A 17,220-nucleotide genomic window follows, 5' to 3' on the forward strand; every position below is an offset into this window, starting at 1 on the left:
CTCGCAGGACGCCGCCGCCGGCGCATCACGATAGCGGCGTTTCGAACGGGCCGACGGGCAGCCCCGCATCGTCGACCAGATTGATCGCGGGCGCGTCCGACCAGGCATAGCGGACCCGCGTGACGGGCTGGCCGTCGCCGGGCAGCGTCACCTGCGAGCCGACGACCGTGCCGGATGCGTAGCGACAGCTTGCGGCGGCGGCACCGCACAGCTCGAACCCGATCGCCGCGCGCGCGCTCTTCGCGTGCAGCGCGCCGGTCACGCCGGAAAAGTCGAGCGCGACGCCACCGCCCGCTGCGCGCTGCGCACGGGCGAGGGCCGGGCCCGAGGGTGCGATCCGTTCGCCATAGACCGTCGCCCGCATGACCTGGGCAAGGCGTTGCCCCACCGCATGTTTTTCACCCGGATGGATGTCGAACGCATCGCCGATGTCGAGCGTGACCGCGACGCCGGCGTGGCGGTCCGCGGCGGCGACGCGACGTTGCGCATCGCGCACGGTGGCCCAGCCGCTCTCGCCTGGCGCAAAGGACGGTGCGCCGTAGCCAGCGAGCTGGGCAATGGCGAAGCCGGCCTGCGGGCTGCCGAGACGCGTGCGCCAGTCGGCGATCAGCGCGGTGAGACGCTGATCATAGCCCGGTATGCCGGTGTCGGACTCGCCCTGGTACCAGGCGATCCCGGCGACGCGCGTCCGGCCGAGCGGTGCGATCATCGCATTGTAGAGCGTCCCGGCGCCGTTGATGTCGTCCCACGGCACCCGAGGGGCGGAACCCGCGATCCGCCGCGCCTTCGCATAGCGCCAGCCATCGCCGAGCGGCACGCTGCTCCCGTCCCCGAAGGTGATACGCATCGTGTCCGCAGGACCGGTCATCCCGCCATAGGCATAGACGTCGTCGTCGTTGACGGTGATGACGTTGCGCCCAGCCTTCAGCGTGCCGACGGGCAGCGCATAAACGCGCGATTGTGAGGCGAGGCTGCTGCCGCCGACACCGATCCCGTTGACCCAGGTCCGGTCGGCATCGTCGATCGTCCCCAGCACGAGCGTGGCGGGACCGCGCGCCTGTTCGGCGGTGATCTCGACGCTGCGCTGATACCACAGCATGCCGTTGTAGCTGGCGAGGTCGGCGATGCCCCAGGTTTCGAAATTGGTCATCTCGGGCACCGCCTGCCAGTCGAGCGTGGCGCCGGGTTGCCACGGCTCGCGGCCGACCGCGTCGCCCGATCCGGTCCGCCACCATGTCTCCCACAGCGTCATCGCACGCCGGTTCGCCGCCCCGGGATCGCGGGCATAGAGCGCCAGCAGATCCGCCTGGTCGCCGAGCCCCGCCTGCCGCAGCGCGGGATCGCTCATCCACGCGCTGATCCGCGATCCACCCCAGCTCGAATGGATCGCACCGATCGGCACGGCCGCCCTCCGCCGGAGCGCCTGCGCCATGTAGAAGCAGGCCGCGGAGAAGGCGGGCTGGCTCGCCGGGCCGGCGACGGTCCAGCGCACCGCATCGTCGAGCCGCGCGACGGGCGTCGCGGCGGCGCGCTTCGGGATGGTCAGCAGGCGCAGGCCGGCGTCGACGGGTGCATGCGCGTCGGGGATCAAGTCCTGCGCCTCGCTGACCGCCAGTTCCATGTTGCTCTGGCCCGAGCAGAGATAGACATCGCCGATCAGCACATCGTGCAGCACCGCCGCGCCGCTCTGCGCCGCAATCGTCAGATCATAGGGACCGCCGGCGTCGAGCGCGGGCAGCTCCGCGGCGAAGCGGCCCTTTTGGTCCGCCTTTGCCGTGACCGAACGCCCCGCCAGCGTGATCATCACCGTCTCCCCCGCCGCCGCGTCGCCGGTCAGCGCGATCGGCTGACCTCGCTGGATCACCGCGTGATCGGTCAGCACGCCGTCGAGGCGCGGGGCGGCCAGCGCGGCGGACGCGCTGCTGGCGAGAAGGACGGCGATGGCGAGACGCACAGGCAGGCGTTGCATGATTCGATGGGTCCTCTGGCAGGTCAGACGGGCTGGAGCCCGGAGCGAACGAAACGGTGGATACGATCGCGGTGGTGAGGCGGGCTGGCCACCAGACGGTGTGTCGGGGCGTCGTTTTCGATCGAGCCGGGCATCACCGCCGTGCGTGCGCGGAGGCTGACGACTATGTCGTTACCAGCCCCGTCTATCGCGGGCAGGGGTAGCGTGTTGCTCTGAATGGCAATGTCTTGCGCGAAGGCGGGCAGCGCGCAGGTCAGCGCGGCAACGCTGATCACGTGCGCGACTGCAGGGCCACGGCGGGCGAGCGTCGGGTTTTGGGCCGCAACGGTGGAAGCAGCAGACGTCGTCGAGCCCATCCTGACCTCCCCTCATGGGTCGCATTGCCTCATCGTGCGTGGGGCATGGGCGACCGAATTGCATGTCTCCGACTTCAGAAGGAGATGCGCAATTTAGCATTTGCGATAGCGCTCACACTAACCCGGATGTCGGGCTTTGCAAGTATTTGTCCGAGTGAATCCAACACAGCTCTCAAATGCCGGAGCGCCATGCGATCTGGAGTATGATTGACAAGACTATAGGCTGAATGGCCGCCCGGGTGAGGCTGGACCATGAACGGCATGATGCGGTGGCTGAACGCACGTGAACGCCTGCCGCAAAGTACGGTTCGGCGTTGCAATATCAGAAGAAAAATGGTGCCCGGAGACGGGGTCGAACCGCCGACACTGCGATTTTCAGTCGCATGCTCTACCAACTGAGCTATCCGGGCATCGTCCGATCGGGATCGGATGAAGGGCCGATCGTGCGATCGGAAGGGCGCGTTTAGTCGGGCTCTTCACCGCTGTCTAGCCCCGTTTGCGATATTGCGCGACCGGGGATGCGATAGCCTTCGCCGAGCCATTGCAGCAGGTCGCGGTCGCGGTGTCGGCTCGAGCAAAAGGGGGCGTAGTCGGGGACGGCGGGCTGGCCGCAGATCGGGCATTTCACGGCGGGCATCAACGGCTCTCCAGATCGTGGACGACGCCCGTACGACGGGCGAGCGTCGCCAGCCAGTCGGGGTGCGCCATGAGGCGGGCATGGACCGCGGCGGGCAGCGCATGGCGCCGCGGGGCGGTCGGCGGGGTGCGTTCGAGCGTGCGCAACGCCGCGCGGGCGGCGGCGCCGACCGGATCGGCGCGCAGGATCTCGGGGATCGAGGCGCGGGCGCGCGGGCGGATGATCTGCAGAAAGCCGAAGCCGTTGACCGCGGTGCGCTCGAACGGGGGCGGCAGCGTCGCGTCGATCGCCGCGGCGACGGCGTTTCGCTGCGCCTTGCCCGCGATGGTGGGGAAGTCGACGCCGATCGAGCCGCCGATCCCGTGGCGGCGGATCGCGCGCGCGACGGCGTGCGCGGCGGCGACCGCCAGCGGGTCGAGCGGCGGCGCGCCGTCGACATCGAACAGCGTCATCGCCGGCGTCGGGGACAGCCGCAGCGCGCCGAGCGGGAAGACGATCTCGCCGCTCATCGCCTCGTCGAGCAGTTCGGACCAGCCGGCGGCCTCCAGCGCATCGGGCTCGTGCGCGCGCGGGGCGTGGATCGGCAGGCCGGTCGCGACGAGACGGTCGTACAGCGTCGGCGCGGCGCAGGGTGGGCGATCGGTGGCGTTCGCCTTGGCGAGCTTGGCGCGGCCGGCCTCGGGCAGGGCCTCGCGGACGATCTCGACGGTCAGGCTGGCGCCCTGCGTGATGCCGGGCGGCAGATGGCTGACCAGCGCCTCGCCGCCGTCGAGCGCGATGCGGCCGCGCCCGCCGCCCAGCGCCTCGACGAGACGTGCGCGTGCGACATGGCCGACGCGCAGCGCCACGTCGTCGCGCTCGATCAGTGCCTCGACGATCTGGTCATTCTCGACCAGCGCGGCGCGGTCTTCGCCGATGCCGGCTTCGTAGAGCCAGACGGGACCGGGTTCAGGCAAGCGCGAGGCCGGCGGTCTTCAGCAGCGCGCGGGTTTCGAAGAGCGGGAGCCCCACAACCCCCGAATGGCTGCCCGAGAGAAAGCGCACGAACGCCTCCGCGCGGCCCTGGATCGCATAGCCGCCCGCCTTGCCCAGCCCTTCGCCGCACGCGATGTAGTCGTCAATCTCGTCGCTCGACAGCGGCTTGAACGCGACGATCGTGTCGGCGAGGCGGGTGCGGACGGTGCCGGCGGCGTCGATCACGCAGACCGCGGATAGGCAGTGATGACGTCGCCCGGACAATTTGCCGAGCAGGTCGCGCTGGATGTCGGGCGTGTCGGCGGGCGGCAGGATGCGGCGGCCGAGCGCGATGGTGGTGTCGCCGGCGATGACGATCTCACCCGCCGCACGATCGACCGCGCACGCCTTCTCGACCGCGAGACGCAGCGCATAGGCGCGCGGCACTTCGGCCCGGTGCGGGCTTTCGTCGATATCGGGGGACGCAACGCGCGACGGCACGACGCCAAGCCGCGCCAGCAGGTCGCGGCGGCGGGGCGAGGAGGAGGCTAGGACGAGCACAATTGCCTCGATCTTGCTGCACGACCGCGGACGACCCGCGGCCAGCGCTTATTTGAAGCGGTAGGTGATGCGACCCTTGGTCAGATCATACGGGGTGAGCTCACACAGCACCTCGTCGCCGACCAGCACGCGGATGCGGTTCTTGCGCATCTTGCCGGCGGTGTGACCGAGAATCTCGTGGTCGTTTTCGAGCTGTACCCGGAACATCGCGTTGGGGAGGAGTTCCACCACGCGGCCGCGCATCTCGAGCAGTTCTTCCTTGGCCAAATATAATCTCTGAATTGGGGGAATTTCGGGACGAGCGCCCTTACCGCAGGTTCGCGAAAAAGGAAAGCACGCCCGAAAGGCGCGCATGGCCCTTATGCCCATACGCGCCCGTCAGACTTGGATGTCGGTGTTTGCCGCGTCCGAAACAAGGGCGCGTCACAGCAGCCCGGGCTGTGTGCCGGTGGCTTCGCGCGCGGCGCGGCGGAAGGCGGCGCGGTCGACATTGGGGATCCGCGGCCGCTTGCCCTGGAACAGGTCGGCGAGCGTCAGGATCTGAAGCCGCGGGAACGTCTCGTCGACGCCGGCGCGGTAGATGCCGACCGCGGCGGCGCGGCGCTCCATCTCGCGCGTGGGCCTGGCGTTCATGATCAGCACGCCGATCGGCGCCTTTTCGCGCGCGATCGTCGCGGCGAGCGTCTCGACCATCGTCACATCGGGATTGAGCCCGCCCTTGACCGAGACGATCGCGCGGTGCGTGACCATCTTTCCTGCGGCGACATCGTGATCGTTGAAATAGATGAGCCCGTCGATCCCGCCATCCGCCCCCTTCTTGCGGCCGCCGAAGGGGAGCGCATCGACCAGCGACACCGCCCACCACTGAAACTGGTATTTGTCGCGCAGCGCCAGATCGCGTGCGGAGGCGAGGTCCTTGGGGGTGCCTTCGACCGTGAAGGTGACGCGGGGAAACGCGTCCTTCATGCGCTTTTCGATCAGCGAAATGGCGAGATGCGTGATGTCGATCCCGGTCCATTGCCGGCCCATTTTCTGCGCGGCATGGACCGCCGTGCCGCAGCCACAGAACGGATCGAGCACCACGTCGCCTTCGTTCGACGACGCGCCGATGATGCGTTCGAGCAGGGCCACCGGCTTCTGGGTCGGATAGCCGAGACGCTCCCGCGACACCGGGGCGATGATAGGAATGTCCCATACGTCGTTCATCGCGACGCCTGGCGACGTGCCGCTTTCCTGCGTGGGATTGCGGGTTCCGTCGGGAGCGAAGGTCACTTTCTGCATCGCCCCGCGCCAACGTTTGATCGAACTCGCCGACGGGGGCATCGTCAGAACGTTGAACAGATTGCCCGTTTCGGTCTTACTGTAGAACAGCAGGCAGTCGTGCATCCGTTGAAAGCGGTGGGAGACCGTCGGCCAGCGCCGATAGCTCCAGATGATCTCGTTCTGAAACTGCCGTTTGCCGAACGTCGCGTCGAGAAGAAGTTTCAGATAGTGGCTCGCGGTCGGGTCGCAGTGGAGATAGAGGCTGCCGGTCGGTTTCAGAACACGGTGCAGTTCGAGCAGCCGCACCGCCATCATCGCCAGATACGCCATCATGTCATTGTCGCCGAGAAACCCGCGCATCGCGTTGAGCAGGTCGAACGCCTTGGTATTGCCGCTGCGCGCGACCTGGTCGAAGGCTTCCTCGGCGCTGTCGTTCCAGTGCCAGCTGTCCTCGAACGCCTCGATCTGCGCGTTCGAGGCGCGGCCGTCGGGTTCCTTGAACAGGATGCCGTAGGTCGCGTTCGAATTGAACGGCGGGTCGAGATAGATCAGGTCGACGCTCTCGTCGGCGATCTCCTTGCGGAGGACGGCGAGATTGTCGCCATAGAAGAGGTGGTTCTCGGGGCGGTTGCGCATCGGGGCAGGATGCGGGGGCGCAAGCCGGTCCGTCCAAGCCAGATGCATCCGCGGACGGTCTATCGGGTCCGTTACGGCGGTATTGGCGGGGGGGTGTTACGGAGGGGGCAGCGCGTGCCGCCCCCTCCGTCAGGCTGCACCTGCTACCTCCCCCTTGCGGGGGAGGATCGTCGGGTCAGCCCACCCCGCCGCCGGCCAGCGCGGCGAGCAGCAGCAGCGCGACGATGTTGGTGATCTTGATCATCGGGTTCACCGCGGGGCCCGCGGTGTCCTTGTAGGGATCGCCGACGGTGTCGCCGGTCACCGCGGCCTTGTGCGCCTCGGATCCCTTGCCGCCGTGATTGCCGTCCTCGATATATTTCTTGGCATTGTCCCAGGCGCCGCCGCCGCTCGTCATCGAGATCGCGACGAACAGCCCCGAGACGATCACGCCGAGCAGCATCGCGCCGAGCGCGGCGAAGCCCGAGGCCTGGCCGGCGACCGCGGTGATGATGAAATACACCGCGATCGGCGACAGCACCGGCAGCAGCGAGGGCACGATCATCTCGCGGATCGCCGCCTTCGTCACGAGATCGACGGTGCGCGCATAATTGGGGCGGCTGGTGCCGAGCATGATGCCGGGATTGTCGCGGAACTGCGCGCGGACCTCCTCGACGACCGCGCCCGCCGCGCGACCGACCGCGGTCATCCCGAACGCGCCGAACAGATAGGGCAGCAGCGCACCGAGCAGCAGCCCGACGATGACATACGGGTTGCTGAGGCTGAAATCGACCGTGACCTGCGGGAAATAAGTCGCGAGATCGGTGGTATAGGCGCCGAACAGGACGAGCGCGGCGAGCCCGGCCGAGCCGATCGCATAGCCCTTGGTCACCGCCTTGGTGGTGTTGCCGACTGCGTCGAGCGCATCGGTCTTTTGTCGGACGTCATCGGGCAGGCCCGCCATCTCGGCGATCCCGCCGGCATTGTCGGTGACCGGGCCATAGGCGTCGAGCGCGACGACCATGCCCGCCTGGGCGAGCATCGCGGTGGCGGCAAAGGCGATGCCGATGATCCCGGCGAGCTGGTAGGCGACGATCACCGCGACGACGATGACAAGGGTGGGCAGCGCGGTCGATTCGAGGCTGATCGCGAGCCCCTGGATGACGTTGGTGCCGTGGCCGGTCTCGGATGCCCTGGCAATCGACTGGACCGGGCGGTGGTTGGTGCCGGTATAATATTCGGTGATCCACACGATCAGCCCGGTGACGACCAGCCCGATCATCATCGACCAGAACAGGTCCATGCCGGTGAAGCTCTGCGTCAGCGACGGCGCGGCCTGGGTGGTCAGGTCGTCGGTCGCGGGATCGAGATAGCCCGCGCCGCCGATCACGCGGTGGAGGTCGCCAAGCACATACTGCGTGGCGAGGTAGATGGCGGGGATCGACAGGATCGTCGAGGTGAAGAAGCCCTTGTAGAGTGCGCCCATGATGCTGCCGCCGCCGAGCCGGACCATGTAGGTGCCGATGATCGAGGTGATGATGCACACGCCGCCGACCAGCAGCGGGAGCGTCATCAGCCGCATCAGCTCGGCGCCGCTCGCCTGGATCAGCAGCGCGATCGAGATCATCGTGACGCCCAGGGTGACGACATAGGTTTCGAACAGATCGGCGGCCATGCCGGCGCAATCGCCGACATTGTCGCCGACATTATCGGCGATGACCGCGGGGTTGCGGGGGTCGTCCTCGGGAATGCCCGCCTCGACCTTGCCGACCAGATCCGCGCCGACGTCCGCCGCCTTGGTGAAGATGCCGCCGCCGAGCCGCGCGAAGATCGAGATCAGCGAGGCCCCGAACGCCAGCGCGGTCAGTGCCTCGACGATGATCCGGTCGTTGGGCGCGTGACCCGCGGGGCCGGTGAGGTACCAGAAGAAGGCGCTGATCGCGAGCAGCCCGAGCCCTGCGACGAGCATGCCGGTGACCGCGCCAGAGCGGAACGCCATGGTCAGCCCGGCCTGGAGCGAGGTGCGCGCGGCCTCTGCGGTGCGGACGTTCGCCCGGACCGAGATGTTCATGCCGACATAGCCCGCGACCCCCGACAGCACCGCGCCGATGACGAAGCCGATCGTCGAGATGACACCGAGCGTGGCGAGCAGGATGGCGGCGACGATGACGCCGACGATCGCGATGGTCGTATACTGGCGGCCGAGATAGGCCTTTGCGCCCTCCTGGATGGCGGCGGCAATGTCCTGCATCTTCGCATTGCCGGGGGATGCGGCGAGCACCTGCCGACTGGTGACGAAGCCATATAGGACGGCGATGACGCCGCAGATCATGGCCAGATAGACGGTCGTCATACGGCACTATCCCTTTTTTCAGTTCCTCCCCGGTCTCGGCTTTGCCGAGTCCCGTCAAAGGAACCTATCAGTGCAGGGGTATTGCGCAAGCGACCGTCAGGCGCGGTGCTCATAGCCTAGACTTGGCGGCAGCGGGACGGGCGTGCCGGCATCGTGAAGGACCAGCCCCGATCCCGTCAAGAACGCCCCTATTCGGGTGGCATCGGTGGCGAAATCTTCGGGCGCGGCGAACAGCAGCTGATAGTCGTCGCCTGCGGTCGCCGCTGCGACCCGATCGCCTGAATAGGCACGATAGGCGTCGGAGAGGGGGACGGCCGCGAGATCGATCGCGACGGCGAGGCCGCTGGCGTGCGCCATGCGGGTGGCATCGATGAGCAGGCCGTCGGACACGTCCATCATCGCATGGACCTGGCGGGCGAGGCGGCGGCCGTCGGCGAGGCGGGGCTGCGGGCGGCGATACGCGGCGAGGAGTTCGGCCGGGCCAGACTTGCCGAGCGCGATCGCCAGTCCTGCCCCGGCATCGCCGATCTTGCCGGTGACGTAGAGCGCGTCCCCCGGCTTCGCGCCGGCGCGGGCGGGGGCGGCGGCGTCGCTGCCGAAGGCGGTGACGGTGAGGATGCGGGGTGCTCCCGGGGGGAGGGTGACCGTGTCGCCGCCGATCAGCCGCGTGTCATGGGCCGTAAGGATGTCGGCGAGGCCTTCGAGGAACGTGCGGTCCCATGCGTCGTCGCCGAGCGGGTAATTGAGCAGGATGCCCTCGGGAACCGCGCCCTTGGCGGCGAGATCGGAGAGGTTAGTCGCGACGAGCTTCCACGCGACGTCCTGTGGCGGGTCGGTGGGGAGGAAATGCACGCCCTCGACCAGCGTGTCGGTGGTGACGACGAGGGGCCCTGCGTCGAGCAGCGCGGTGTCGTCGTTCAGGCCGCGTGCCGCGGGGTGGAGCGGGAGGCGGCGCAGCGCGGCGATGAACTCGGCTTCGGTCATGTCCTCCGCCAATACAGCAGCGTCATCCTGACGAAAGTCAGGACCCAGAGTAACGAACGCTCCGTCCTGTTACTCTGGGTCCTGGGTCGAGCCTAGGATGACGATAGATTACGCCCGAACCTCTTTCGCGATGCCGTCGAGCAGGCCGTTGACGAAGCCCGATTCGCGCTTGTCGTAAAAGGCGTGCGCGACGTCGACATATTCGCTGATCACCGCGGCGACCGGCACGTCCTTGCGCGCCAGCAACTCGTAGGTGCCGACGCGGATGATCGCCTTCATCGGCTTGTCGAGGCGGGCGAGCGTCCAGCCCTTGGCGAGCTTGCCCTCGATCAGCAGGTCGATCTCGCCGCTGCGGGCATTCGCGCCGGTCACGAGGTCGTCGAAGAAATCGACGTCCGCCTCGGCATATTCGACGTCTTCGATCGTCGCGCCGAGCCGGTGCTGGTGGAATTCGTTGAGCAGGACGGGCATCGCGGTGCCCTCCATCTCATGCTGGTAGGTCGCCTGGACGGCGGCGAGTCGCGCGGCGGCGCGTGCCTTGGTGCGGGGAGCGGTTCTGGACATAAGCGGTTGCCTGTACGCGCGGGGGGGCTGCGTGTCAGCCCTTCGCGTTTCGGGCGTGTCTAAGCGAAGAAGATTGGTTCGCGCGGAGGCGCGGAGGTGCGGAGGTGTCGACCTTACCGCGCAGCGGCCCTCCAATAACCCGCTGGTGAGGATCGGGGCGGCTGCGCCGCGTACAACATCTCCGCGCCTCCGCGCCTCCGCGCGAACAAAAATCAGTGGTTGAGGCGAAGCCGCAACGCCACCGATTTTGCGTGGGCCGGCAAACCCTCGGCGTTGGCGAGTGCGACGGTGGCGGGGCCGAGTTCGCGCAGGGCGGCTTCGTCGAGTGCGAGGAAACTGGTGCGTTTCATGAAGTCGAGCACCGACAACCCGCTCGCGAACCGCGCGCGGCGGCCGGTCGGCAGGACGTGGTTCGGGCCGGCGACGTAATCGCCGATCGCCTCGGGGGTGTAGCGGCCGAGGAACACCGAGCCCGCGTGGCGGACGTGGTCGAAAAAGCCCTGCGGGTCCGGAATCGCGAGCTGGAGATGCTCGGCGGCAAGCCGGTCGACCAGCGGGATTGCGTCCGCCAGCGTGTCGACGACGATGATCGCGCCGTTCGCATCCCAGGCGACGCGCGCGACCGCCTCGGTGGCGAGCGCGCTGAGCTGGCGATCGACCGCGGCGGCGACCTTGTCGGCGAACGCCGCGTCGTCGGTGAACAGGATCGACTGGGTGGTGACGTCGTGCTCGGCCTGGCTGAGCAGGTCGGCGGCGGTCCATTCGGGGTCGTTCAGCGCGTCCGCGACGACGACGATTTCGGAGGGCCCTGCGACCATGTCGATGCCGACGACGCCGTAAACCTGGCGCTTGGCCTCCGCGACCCAGGCGTTGCCGGGGCCGGTGATGACGTCGACGGGCGCGATCCGGCCGGCGCCGTAAGCGAGCGCGGCGACGGCCTGCGCACCACCGACACGCCAGACCTCGTCGACGCCCGCGAGATGCGCGGCGGCGAGGACGAGCGGGTTGATCTGGCCGTCCGGCGTCGGCGTGACCATGGCGAGCCGGCCGACGCCTGCGACCTTGGCGGGGATCGCGTTCATCAGCAGCGACGAGGGATAGGCCGCGCGACCGCCGGGGACATAGATGCCCGCGGCGTCGACCGGGAGCCAGCGGGCGCCGAGCCGGACACCCGCGGAATCGACCGAGTCGCTGTCGAGCGGGCGCTGCTTCTCGTGATACGCCCGGATGCGCGCGGCGGCGAGTTCGAGCGCGGTGCGCAGCTCGGGCTCGAGCGCGTCGAACGCGGCCTTGCAGTCGGCGGCGTCGATCTGCCAGCCAGTCGCTTCGAGATCGTGGCGGTCGTGCTTCTGCGTGAGGTCGCGCAGCGCGGCCTCGCCGTCGCGGCGGACGGACGCGATGATCGCGGCGACGTCCTGCGTGACGCCGGCGTCCGATTCGCGGCGATCCTCGACGAGCGCGGTGAAGCGGTCGGCGAAATCGGCGTCGGTGGTGGAAAGGCGGATCATGCGGCCTGCTCCTGCTCGACGGCGCGGCGGAACGCCTCGACCAGCGGCACCACCCGTGCGCGCGTCTTCATCGCGGCGCGGTTGACGACCAGTCGGCTGGTGACGTCCATGATCCGCTCGACCTCGACCAGGCCGTTTTCCTTGAGCGTGCGGCCCGACGAGACGAGGTCGACGATGCGCGGCGCGAGGCCAAGCGTCGGGGCGAGCTCCATCGCGCCGTTCAGCTTCACGCATTCGGCCTGGACGCCGCGGGCGGCGAAATGCGCGGCGGTGACGTGCGGATATTTGGTCGCGACGCGGACATGGCTCCAGCCGCGTGGATCGTCCTTCGCCGCCATTGCGGTGGGCTCGGCGACCGACAGGCGGCAATGACCGATGCCGAGATCGACCGGGGCATAGAGTTCGGAATAGCCGAATTCGGCGATCACGTCAGAGCCGACGATGCCGAGCTGCGCCGCGCCGTGCGCGACGAAGGTCGCGACATCGAACGCGCGGACGCGGATCAGCGAGATGTCGGGGTCGTTGGTCGCGAAGCGGAGCGCGCGGCTGTCCTCGTCCGAAAACGCCGCTTCGGGATGGATGCCGGCGCGGGCGAGCAGCGGCAAAGCCTCGGCTAGGATACGTCCCTTCGGGACGGCGATGATGATCTGGGAGTCTGGCACGCGCCGGGCTTTACGATCGGGCTGGGGAGGGTGCAACCGGATCGCCCCGATCGCCACAACAATACGGCCCGGGATCGCTCCCGGGCCGTCGTGGCGCCTTAGTAGAAGAAGCCGTTGTTGACCTGTGCGACGCGACCGTTGCGCGTGTCGACCAGGACGACGTCGCGGCCATAGCGGACCCAGCGCTGATAGCCGAAGCCCGGGCGCGGCAGGCGATAGGTCTGGTAGTCGTTGATCCAGTAGTTGCGGCTATAATATTGCGGCGCGAACCGGTGGCCGACGTTGATCGGGCGATAACGATAGCCGCGCGGGCCGACATAGGCCGGACGACGATAGACGTTGGCGTGGCTGCGGCGATAGTCGCGCCAGTCCTCGCGGCGCTCCTGACGGTCTTCGCGCAACTCGCGGCGGGCATCGCGGACGTCGCCGCGGTCGCCGAAACGGCGCGCCTGCTGAAGTTCGCGCTGGCTCTGACGCACTTCACGGTCGCTGCGGCGGACTTCGCCATAGCTCTGCGCGGTGGCGAACGTGGGAACCAAGGTGGCGGCGGCTACGGCCGCGAGGATCAACTTACGCATGACTGCTCTCCTGTCTTCGTCGCCGTATCAAACGGCATGACAGGAGATTTGCTCCCCGGCCGCTGAACGGTTTCAGAATGTGCTGGTCAGGATTCAGACAGGTGGCGATCAAGGCGGTCCACCAATGCCGTCATCCTGACGAAGAGGGCGTTAAATTCCCCAGCGGCGCATTGCGGCGATCACCGCGTCGGGTTTTTCCCAGGGGACGAAATGGCCCGCATCGACCTTCTCGATCGTCAGCTCGGGGACATAGTCGGCAAGATCGAGCTGGCTCGGCAGCAGCGCGGTGTCGCGCATGCCCCAGATCACCAGCACCGGCATCTTCATCGGCGGGAAGGGCGCGTCGAGAAAGGCGGGGCGGGGCGGGGTCTCGTCCATCGCGGGGACGACGATCGCGCTGGCGCGGTACCAGTTGAGCATCGCGGTCATCGCGCCGGGCTGCGACCATTCGTCGAGATAGGCGGCCTTGTCCTTGCCCGCGATCGCCTGCGTCACGTGATGCGCGAAGGTCGAGCCGAGGAATTTCTCGAGGCCCGTGCCGGTGAGGCCCTGGTCGATACTCGTGTCGCGGAACCGGCGGATATACTGGCTCGCCTTGCGCTGTTCGGGGTCGTCGAAGATCGTCCGCTGGAAGACGAGCGGGTGGGGCGCGTTGACGATCACCAGCCGTTCGATCCGGTCGGGATGCTGAAGCGCGGCCATCCAGGCGACCGCGCCGCCCCAGTCATGCCCGACCAGCGTGAAGCGGTCGATCTTGAGCTGATCGGCGAGCGCGAGCAGATCGGCGACGATCTTGTCGGGGGTGTAGTTCGCGACGCCTTCGGGCTTCGACGAGCGCGCATAGCCGCGCTGGTCGGGAGCGATGACATAATGGTCGCGCGCGAGATCGGGAGCGATGTGGCGCCAGGTGCGGTGCGATTCGGGGAAGCCGTGGAGGAGGATGACGGGCGGATGCGCGGGATCGCCGCTGATCGCGACGTCGAGGTCGACGCCGGTGGATAGTCGGAGGCTCTGCAGCTCGGTCATGTCTCTCTCCCGCATGGTGCCCCGGATCTGGTCGGGGGTCGATATGGTCCGCACCGATAGGGGGAGTGTGCGGTACCGCGCAGGGCGGGACAAGGGCCGGATCCATTTTGCGATCCTCCCCCTGGCGGGGGAGGATTTACCTGAGGGTCAGGGGTAGCTGACCGTCTTGGGTATCGCCGGGATCTCGATCCGTTCCTTCTCGTCGCCGGGGACCTTCGGGAAATTACCCGCATTCCAGTCGCGTTTCGCCTGTTCGATCCGGTCGCGGTTCGAGCTGACGAAGTTCCACCAGACGTGGCGCGGTGTCGTGAACGCATCGCCGCCGCACAGCATCGCCCGTCCGCCGGTCGCCGAGCGCAGCGTCGCGGCGATGCCGGGGCGCAGGACGTAGAGCACCTGCGGCTCGAGCTTTACGCCCTCCAACGTCGCCTCGCCCATGGCGAGATAGACCGCGCGCTCCTCCGCCGCCGCGTCGATCGGCACGCTCGCACCCGGGTCGAGCGCGATGTCGGCGTAGATCGTGCCCGAATAGGTCGTGGTCGGCGCGCTCTGGCCCCAGAGACTCCCCATGATGATTCGCGAGCGCGCACCGTGCGCCTCGATCACCGGCAGCTGTGCCTTGGTGACGTGTTCGAACGCGGGATCGATCTCCTCGACCGCCTCGGGCAACGCCAGCCAGGTCTGGATACCCGACAGGTTGGGCCCGCCGGCGCGCTCGTCGCCGGGCGAGCGTTCGGAATGGACGATGCCGTGGCCCGCGGTCATCAGATTGACCGCGCCGGGCTCGATCCGTGCCTGCGTGCCGAGCGAGTCGCGGTGGTCGATCGCGCCGTCGAACAGATAGGTGACGGTCGACAGGTTGATGTGCGGATGCGGGCGCACGTCGATGCCCGTACCGACCTCGAGATGTGCGGGGCCCATCTGGTCGAAGAACAGGAACGGGCCGACCATCGTCCGTTCCTTGTTCGGCAAGGTGCGGTGGACCTTGAAGCCGCCCAGATCATGCGTCGAGGGCAGGATGGTCTGGAGGACGAAATCATCCAGCATGGCGTGTCTCCGTGGCGTCGAGGAGTTCGACGAGGTCCGCTGGATAGAGGACTTCGTCATGCCCCGCGATCTCGTTTCGGGAAAACCAGCGGTGACCGACGAGCAGCTTGCGCTCCTGATCGGTGAGCCCGCCTGCCGCGACGTCGCACGTATCCACGTCGACGCGGAAATAGCGTTCGTCGGCGGTCACCTCGACGCCCTCGAAGGTGCGGAAGTCGACGACGCGGCGCGCGACTTCGGGGCCGCAATCCATGTCGAGCCCGACCTCTTCCCAAAGCTCGCGGCGGGCGGCGGCGGCGTAGCTTTCTCCCGGATCGACCGCGCCGCCCGGCGTGCACCAGAGCGGCGGGCGATCGTCGGGGGTGAAGCGGAACATCAGCACGCGGTCCTGCGCATCGACGAGCAGGATGCGCGCGGCGGGGCGGGGGGTTCTCACAGCCCGAGGCACCTCCCCGGCCTTCGCCGGGAGGTGTTCGATGTGAGGAGGCGACCAAGGCTCATGCGGCGTCGAGTTCGGGATAGTGGCGGAAGATGCCGTCGGTGTTGAACGCGATCCGCCGGTCGCTGTTCAGATAGGCCCTGATTGCGGGGATCTCGGCGACCTGGTCGCGGATCCGGATCAGATTGGGATAGTCGGGTTCGAGCGTGCGCATCCGCTGCGGAAACATGTAGCGCAGCCCCTCGACGATCTGGAACAGCGAGGTGTCGGCATAGGTCCAGCGATGGTCGATCAGCCATTCGCCCGGATTGGCCTGCGCCGCATCGTCGAAGTGACCGAGGAATTTGGGCAGCCGCTCCTCACGGAACTGCTTCGCGGCGCGCGCGGCTTCGGGCTTCTGGTCGGCGTAATAGTCCATCATCGCGACCGGGTGGTGGACGTTGTGGACCTCCGCGACGAGATCGGCGACCGTCAGCTGGAGCTGGTTGAGCCACAGCCGATCGGCCATGTTCGACGGCGCGAGGTCGTGGCGTTCGCCCAGATACATCAGGATGTTGGCGACCTGTGCGATCACCAGACCATTGAGTTCGAGATAGGGCGGCGCGAAGGGCGTGCGGCCGGTGCGGTCGTTCAGATCGGCCATCAGCGCCTCGGCACCGCGATCGTGCGCCGCATCCGTATAGGGAATCTCGCCGCCCTCGAGCGCAAGCCGGACGAACTCGCCGCGGCCCTGAAGGCCGGGCCAGTACCAGAGCGTATAGGCCATCATGCCTCTCCAGGCGCGCGCGCCTTGATCGCGAGCGCGTGGATCTGCGTGCTGAGCAGTTCGGCGAGCGCGTGGTTCACGAGGCGTTGCCGGGCGACGCGGTTAAGCCCTTGGAACGCCGGTGCTTCTACCTCGACACGGAAATGCGTCTCGCCGGTGCCGTCGTCACCCATATGTCCGGCATGCAGCGCGCTCTCGTTGACGACGGTCAGATGGGTCGGGGCGAGCGCGGCGGTGAGGCGCGCGGTGATCTGGTCCTGTACGGAGCCGGTGGCGAGGTCTGTCATCCGACCTATATAGCCCGTTTTGGATAGACGGGGAGCCGGTGACGCAAGACGCGAGAAAAGAGCGCAAGGACCGGCCCAGCCCCCGTTTCCACGGGCGCGTGGAGGGCAGCGGGCGTGTGTGCATGTGGCCGGGCTGTGCCGAACCCGGCGAATTCCGCGCGCCGCCGCTCGAGGGGCCGAGCGATGGCGGGCCGCCGCAATTCCGCTGGTTCTGCCTCGAGCATGTCCGCGCGTTCAACGCAGGCTATAATTATTTCGACGGGATGACCGCGGACGAGATCCACCATGCGCAGCGGCCGATGGCGGGATGGGAACGCGAGACGCGGGCCTTTGCGCATGGCGGCGGCGACACGCCGCCCAAATGGGCGGATTTCGCCGACCCGATCGACGCGATCGGCGCGCGGTTCGGCGAGCGGATGGCGGCTGCGCGCAAGGATGGTCGCGTGCTGTCCGATGGCGAGCGGCGGTCGCTGCGCGTGCTGGGGCTGGGGACCGACACCGATCGCACCGCGCTGCGCAAACGCTATAGCGAACTGGTGCGGCGCTATCATCCCGACCGCAATGGCGGGGACCGGGCGCATGAATCGGAGTTGCAGAAGGTCATCGCCGCCTATCAGCATCTGAAGGGTGCCGCGGCGTTCGCCTGACGGG

General features: G+C 68.0%; 19 protein-coding genes and 1 tRNA gene. 1 reads left to right on the plus strand and 19 read right to left on the minus strand.

The window, feature by feature from the left end; genetic code table 11:
- Positions 1-25: 25 nt before the first annotated feature.
- The 19 genes from C8J24_RS08155 to C8J24_RS08245 form a co-directional block, all read right to left on the minus strand.
- On the minus strand, positions 26-1,969 hold the full coding sequence (locus tag C8J24_RS08155) for a sialate O-acetylesterase (RefSeq protein WP_208620938.1): 1,944 nt from the start codon (positions 1,967-1,969) through the stop codon (positions 26-28).
- 23 nt (positions 1,970-1,992) lie between these two features.
- Positions 1,993-2,325 carry a hypothetical protein gene (locus C8J24_RS08160; protein ID WP_107931635.1) on the minus strand — a complete coding sequence of 111 codons (333 nt, stop codon included), beginning with the start codon at positions 2,323-2,325 and terminating at the stop codon, positions 1,993-1,995.
- A gap of 334 nt (positions 2,326-2,659) precedes the next feature.
- Positions 2,660-2,735 (minus strand) — tRNA-Phe (locus C8J24_RS08165).
- A 53-nt stretch (positions 2,736-2,788) separates the two neighbouring features.
- Positions 2,789-2,962 carry a DNA gyrase inhibitor YacG gene (locus C8J24_RS08170; RefSeq protein ID WP_081877796.1) on the minus strand — a complete coding sequence of 58 codons (174 nt, stop codon included), beginning with the start codon at positions 2,960-2,962 and terminating at the stop codon, positions 2,789-2,791.
- Positions 2,962-3,918, minus strand: coding sequence for a ribonuclease (locus C8J24_RS08175; RefSeq protein ID WP_107931637.1), 957 nt, complete (start codon positions 3,916-3,918; stop codon positions 2,962-2,964). The genes C8J24_RS08170 and C8J24_RS08175 overlap by 1 nt, the downstream gene beginning before the upstream one ends.
- Positions 3,911-4,480: a Maf family protein gene (locus C8J24_RS08180; RefSeq protein ID WP_107931639.1), complete on the minus strand. Its 570-nt coding sequence runs from the start codon at positions 4,478-4,480 to the stop codon at positions 3,911-3,913. Before C8J24_RS08180 ends, C8J24_RS08175 begins: the two co-directional genes overlap by 8 nt.
- A gap of 45 nt (positions 4,481-4,525) precedes the next feature.
- On the minus strand, positions 4,526-4,744 hold the full coding sequence (gene infA / locus C8J24_RS08185) for a translation initiation factor IF-1 (protein ID WP_031441079.1): 219 nt from the start codon (positions 4,742-4,744) through the stop codon (positions 4,526-4,528).
- A 156-nt stretch (positions 4,745-4,900) separates the two neighbouring features.
- Positions 4,901-6,376, minus strand: a complete 1,476-nt coding sequence (locus C8J24_RS08190; protein ID WP_107931641.1) for a DNA methyltransferase — start codon at positions 6,374-6,376, stop codon at positions 4,901-4,903.
- A 175-nt stretch (positions 6,377-6,551) separates the two neighbouring features.
- Positions 6,552-8,708, minus strand: a complete 2,157-nt coding sequence (locus C8J24_RS08195) for a sodium-translocating pyrophosphatase (protein ID WP_107931643.1) — start codon at positions 8,706-8,708, stop codon at positions 6,552-6,554.
- A gap of 96 nt (positions 8,709-8,804) precedes the next feature.
- Positions 8,805-9,692, minus strand: a complete 888-nt coding sequence (gene thiL, locus C8J24_RS08200) for a thiamine-phosphate kinase (protein ID WP_107931646.1) — start codon at positions 9,690-9,692, stop codon at positions 8,805-8,807.
- A 108-nt stretch (positions 9,693-9,800) separates the two neighbouring features.
- Positions 9,801-10,256: a transcription antitermination factor NusB gene (gene nusB / locus C8J24_RS08205; RefSeq protein ID WP_031396492.1), complete on the minus strand. Its 456-nt coding sequence runs from the start codon at positions 10,254-10,256 to the stop codon at positions 9,801-9,803.
- 212 nt (positions 10,257-10,468) lie between these two features.
- The gene (hisD, locus tag C8J24_RS08210) at positions 10,469-11,764 is read right to left on the minus strand and encodes a histidinol dehydrogenase (protein ID WP_107931648.1); all 1,296 of its coding nucleotides are present in this window, start codon (positions 11,762-11,764) and stop codon (positions 10,469-10,471) included.
- Entirely contained in the window at positions 11,761-12,426 is a 666-nt protein-coding gene (gene hisG, locus C8J24_RS08215) for an ATP phosphoribosyltransferase (RefSeq protein ID WP_037530845.1), read from the minus strand. Before hisG ends, hisD begins: the two co-directional genes overlap by 4 nt.
- A gap of 98 nt (positions 12,427-12,524) precedes the next feature.
- Positions 12,525-13,004: an RcnB family protein gene (locus C8J24_RS08220; protein WP_107931650.1), complete on the minus strand. Its 480-nt coding sequence runs from the start codon at positions 13,002-13,004 to the stop codon at positions 12,525-12,527.
- 150 nt (positions 13,005-13,154) lie between these two features.
- Positions 13,155-14,030 (minus strand): alpha/beta fold hydrolase, encoded by an 876-nt coding sequence (locus C8J24_RS08225; protein ID WP_056408948.1) that lies wholly within the window; start codon positions 14,028-14,030, stop codon positions 13,155-13,157.
- A 147-nt stretch (positions 14,031-14,177) separates the two neighbouring features.
- Positions 14,178-15,077: a pirin family protein gene (locus tag C8J24_RS08230; protein WP_107931652.1), complete on the minus strand. Its 900-nt coding sequence runs from the start codon at positions 15,075-15,077 to the stop codon at positions 14,178-14,180.
- Positions 15,067-15,453 (minus strand): NUDIX hydrolase, encoded by a 387-nt coding sequence (locus C8J24_RS08235; protein WP_244180669.1) that lies wholly within the window; start codon positions 15,451-15,453, stop codon positions 15,067-15,069. The genes C8J24_RS08230 and C8J24_RS08235 overlap by 11 nt, the downstream gene beginning before the upstream one ends.
- 121 nt (positions 15,454-15,574) lie before the next feature.
- The gene (locus C8J24_RS08240; RefSeq protein ID WP_107931656.1) at positions 15,575-16,282 is read right to left on the minus strand and encodes a glutathione S-transferase; all 708 of its coding nucleotides are present in this window, start codon (positions 16,280-16,282) and stop codon (positions 15,575-15,577) included.
- Positions 16,282-16,569, minus strand: coding sequence for a BolA family protein (locus C8J24_RS08245; protein ID WP_031396501.1), 288 nt, complete (start codon positions 16,567-16,569; stop codon positions 16,282-16,284). The genes C8J24_RS08240 and C8J24_RS08245 overlap by 1 nt, the downstream gene beginning before the upstream one ends.
- 122 nt (positions 16,570-16,691) lie before the next feature.
- Between C8J24_RS08245 and C8J24_RS08250 the strand changes: the two genes are divergently transcribed.
- Positions 16,692-17,216 (plus strand): J domain-containing protein, encoded by a 525-nt coding sequence (locus C8J24_RS08250; RefSeq protein WP_081877806.1) that lies wholly within the window; start codon positions 16,692-16,694, stop codon positions 17,214-17,216.
- Positions 17,217-17,220: the final 4 nt, after the last annotated feature.

The sequence above is a fragment of the Sphingomonas aerolata genome (genome assembly GCF_003046295.1).
GTDB classification, from domain to species: Bacteria; Pseudomonadota; Alphaproteobacteria; order Sphingomonadales; family Sphingomonadaceae; genus Sphingomonas; species Sphingomonas aerolata.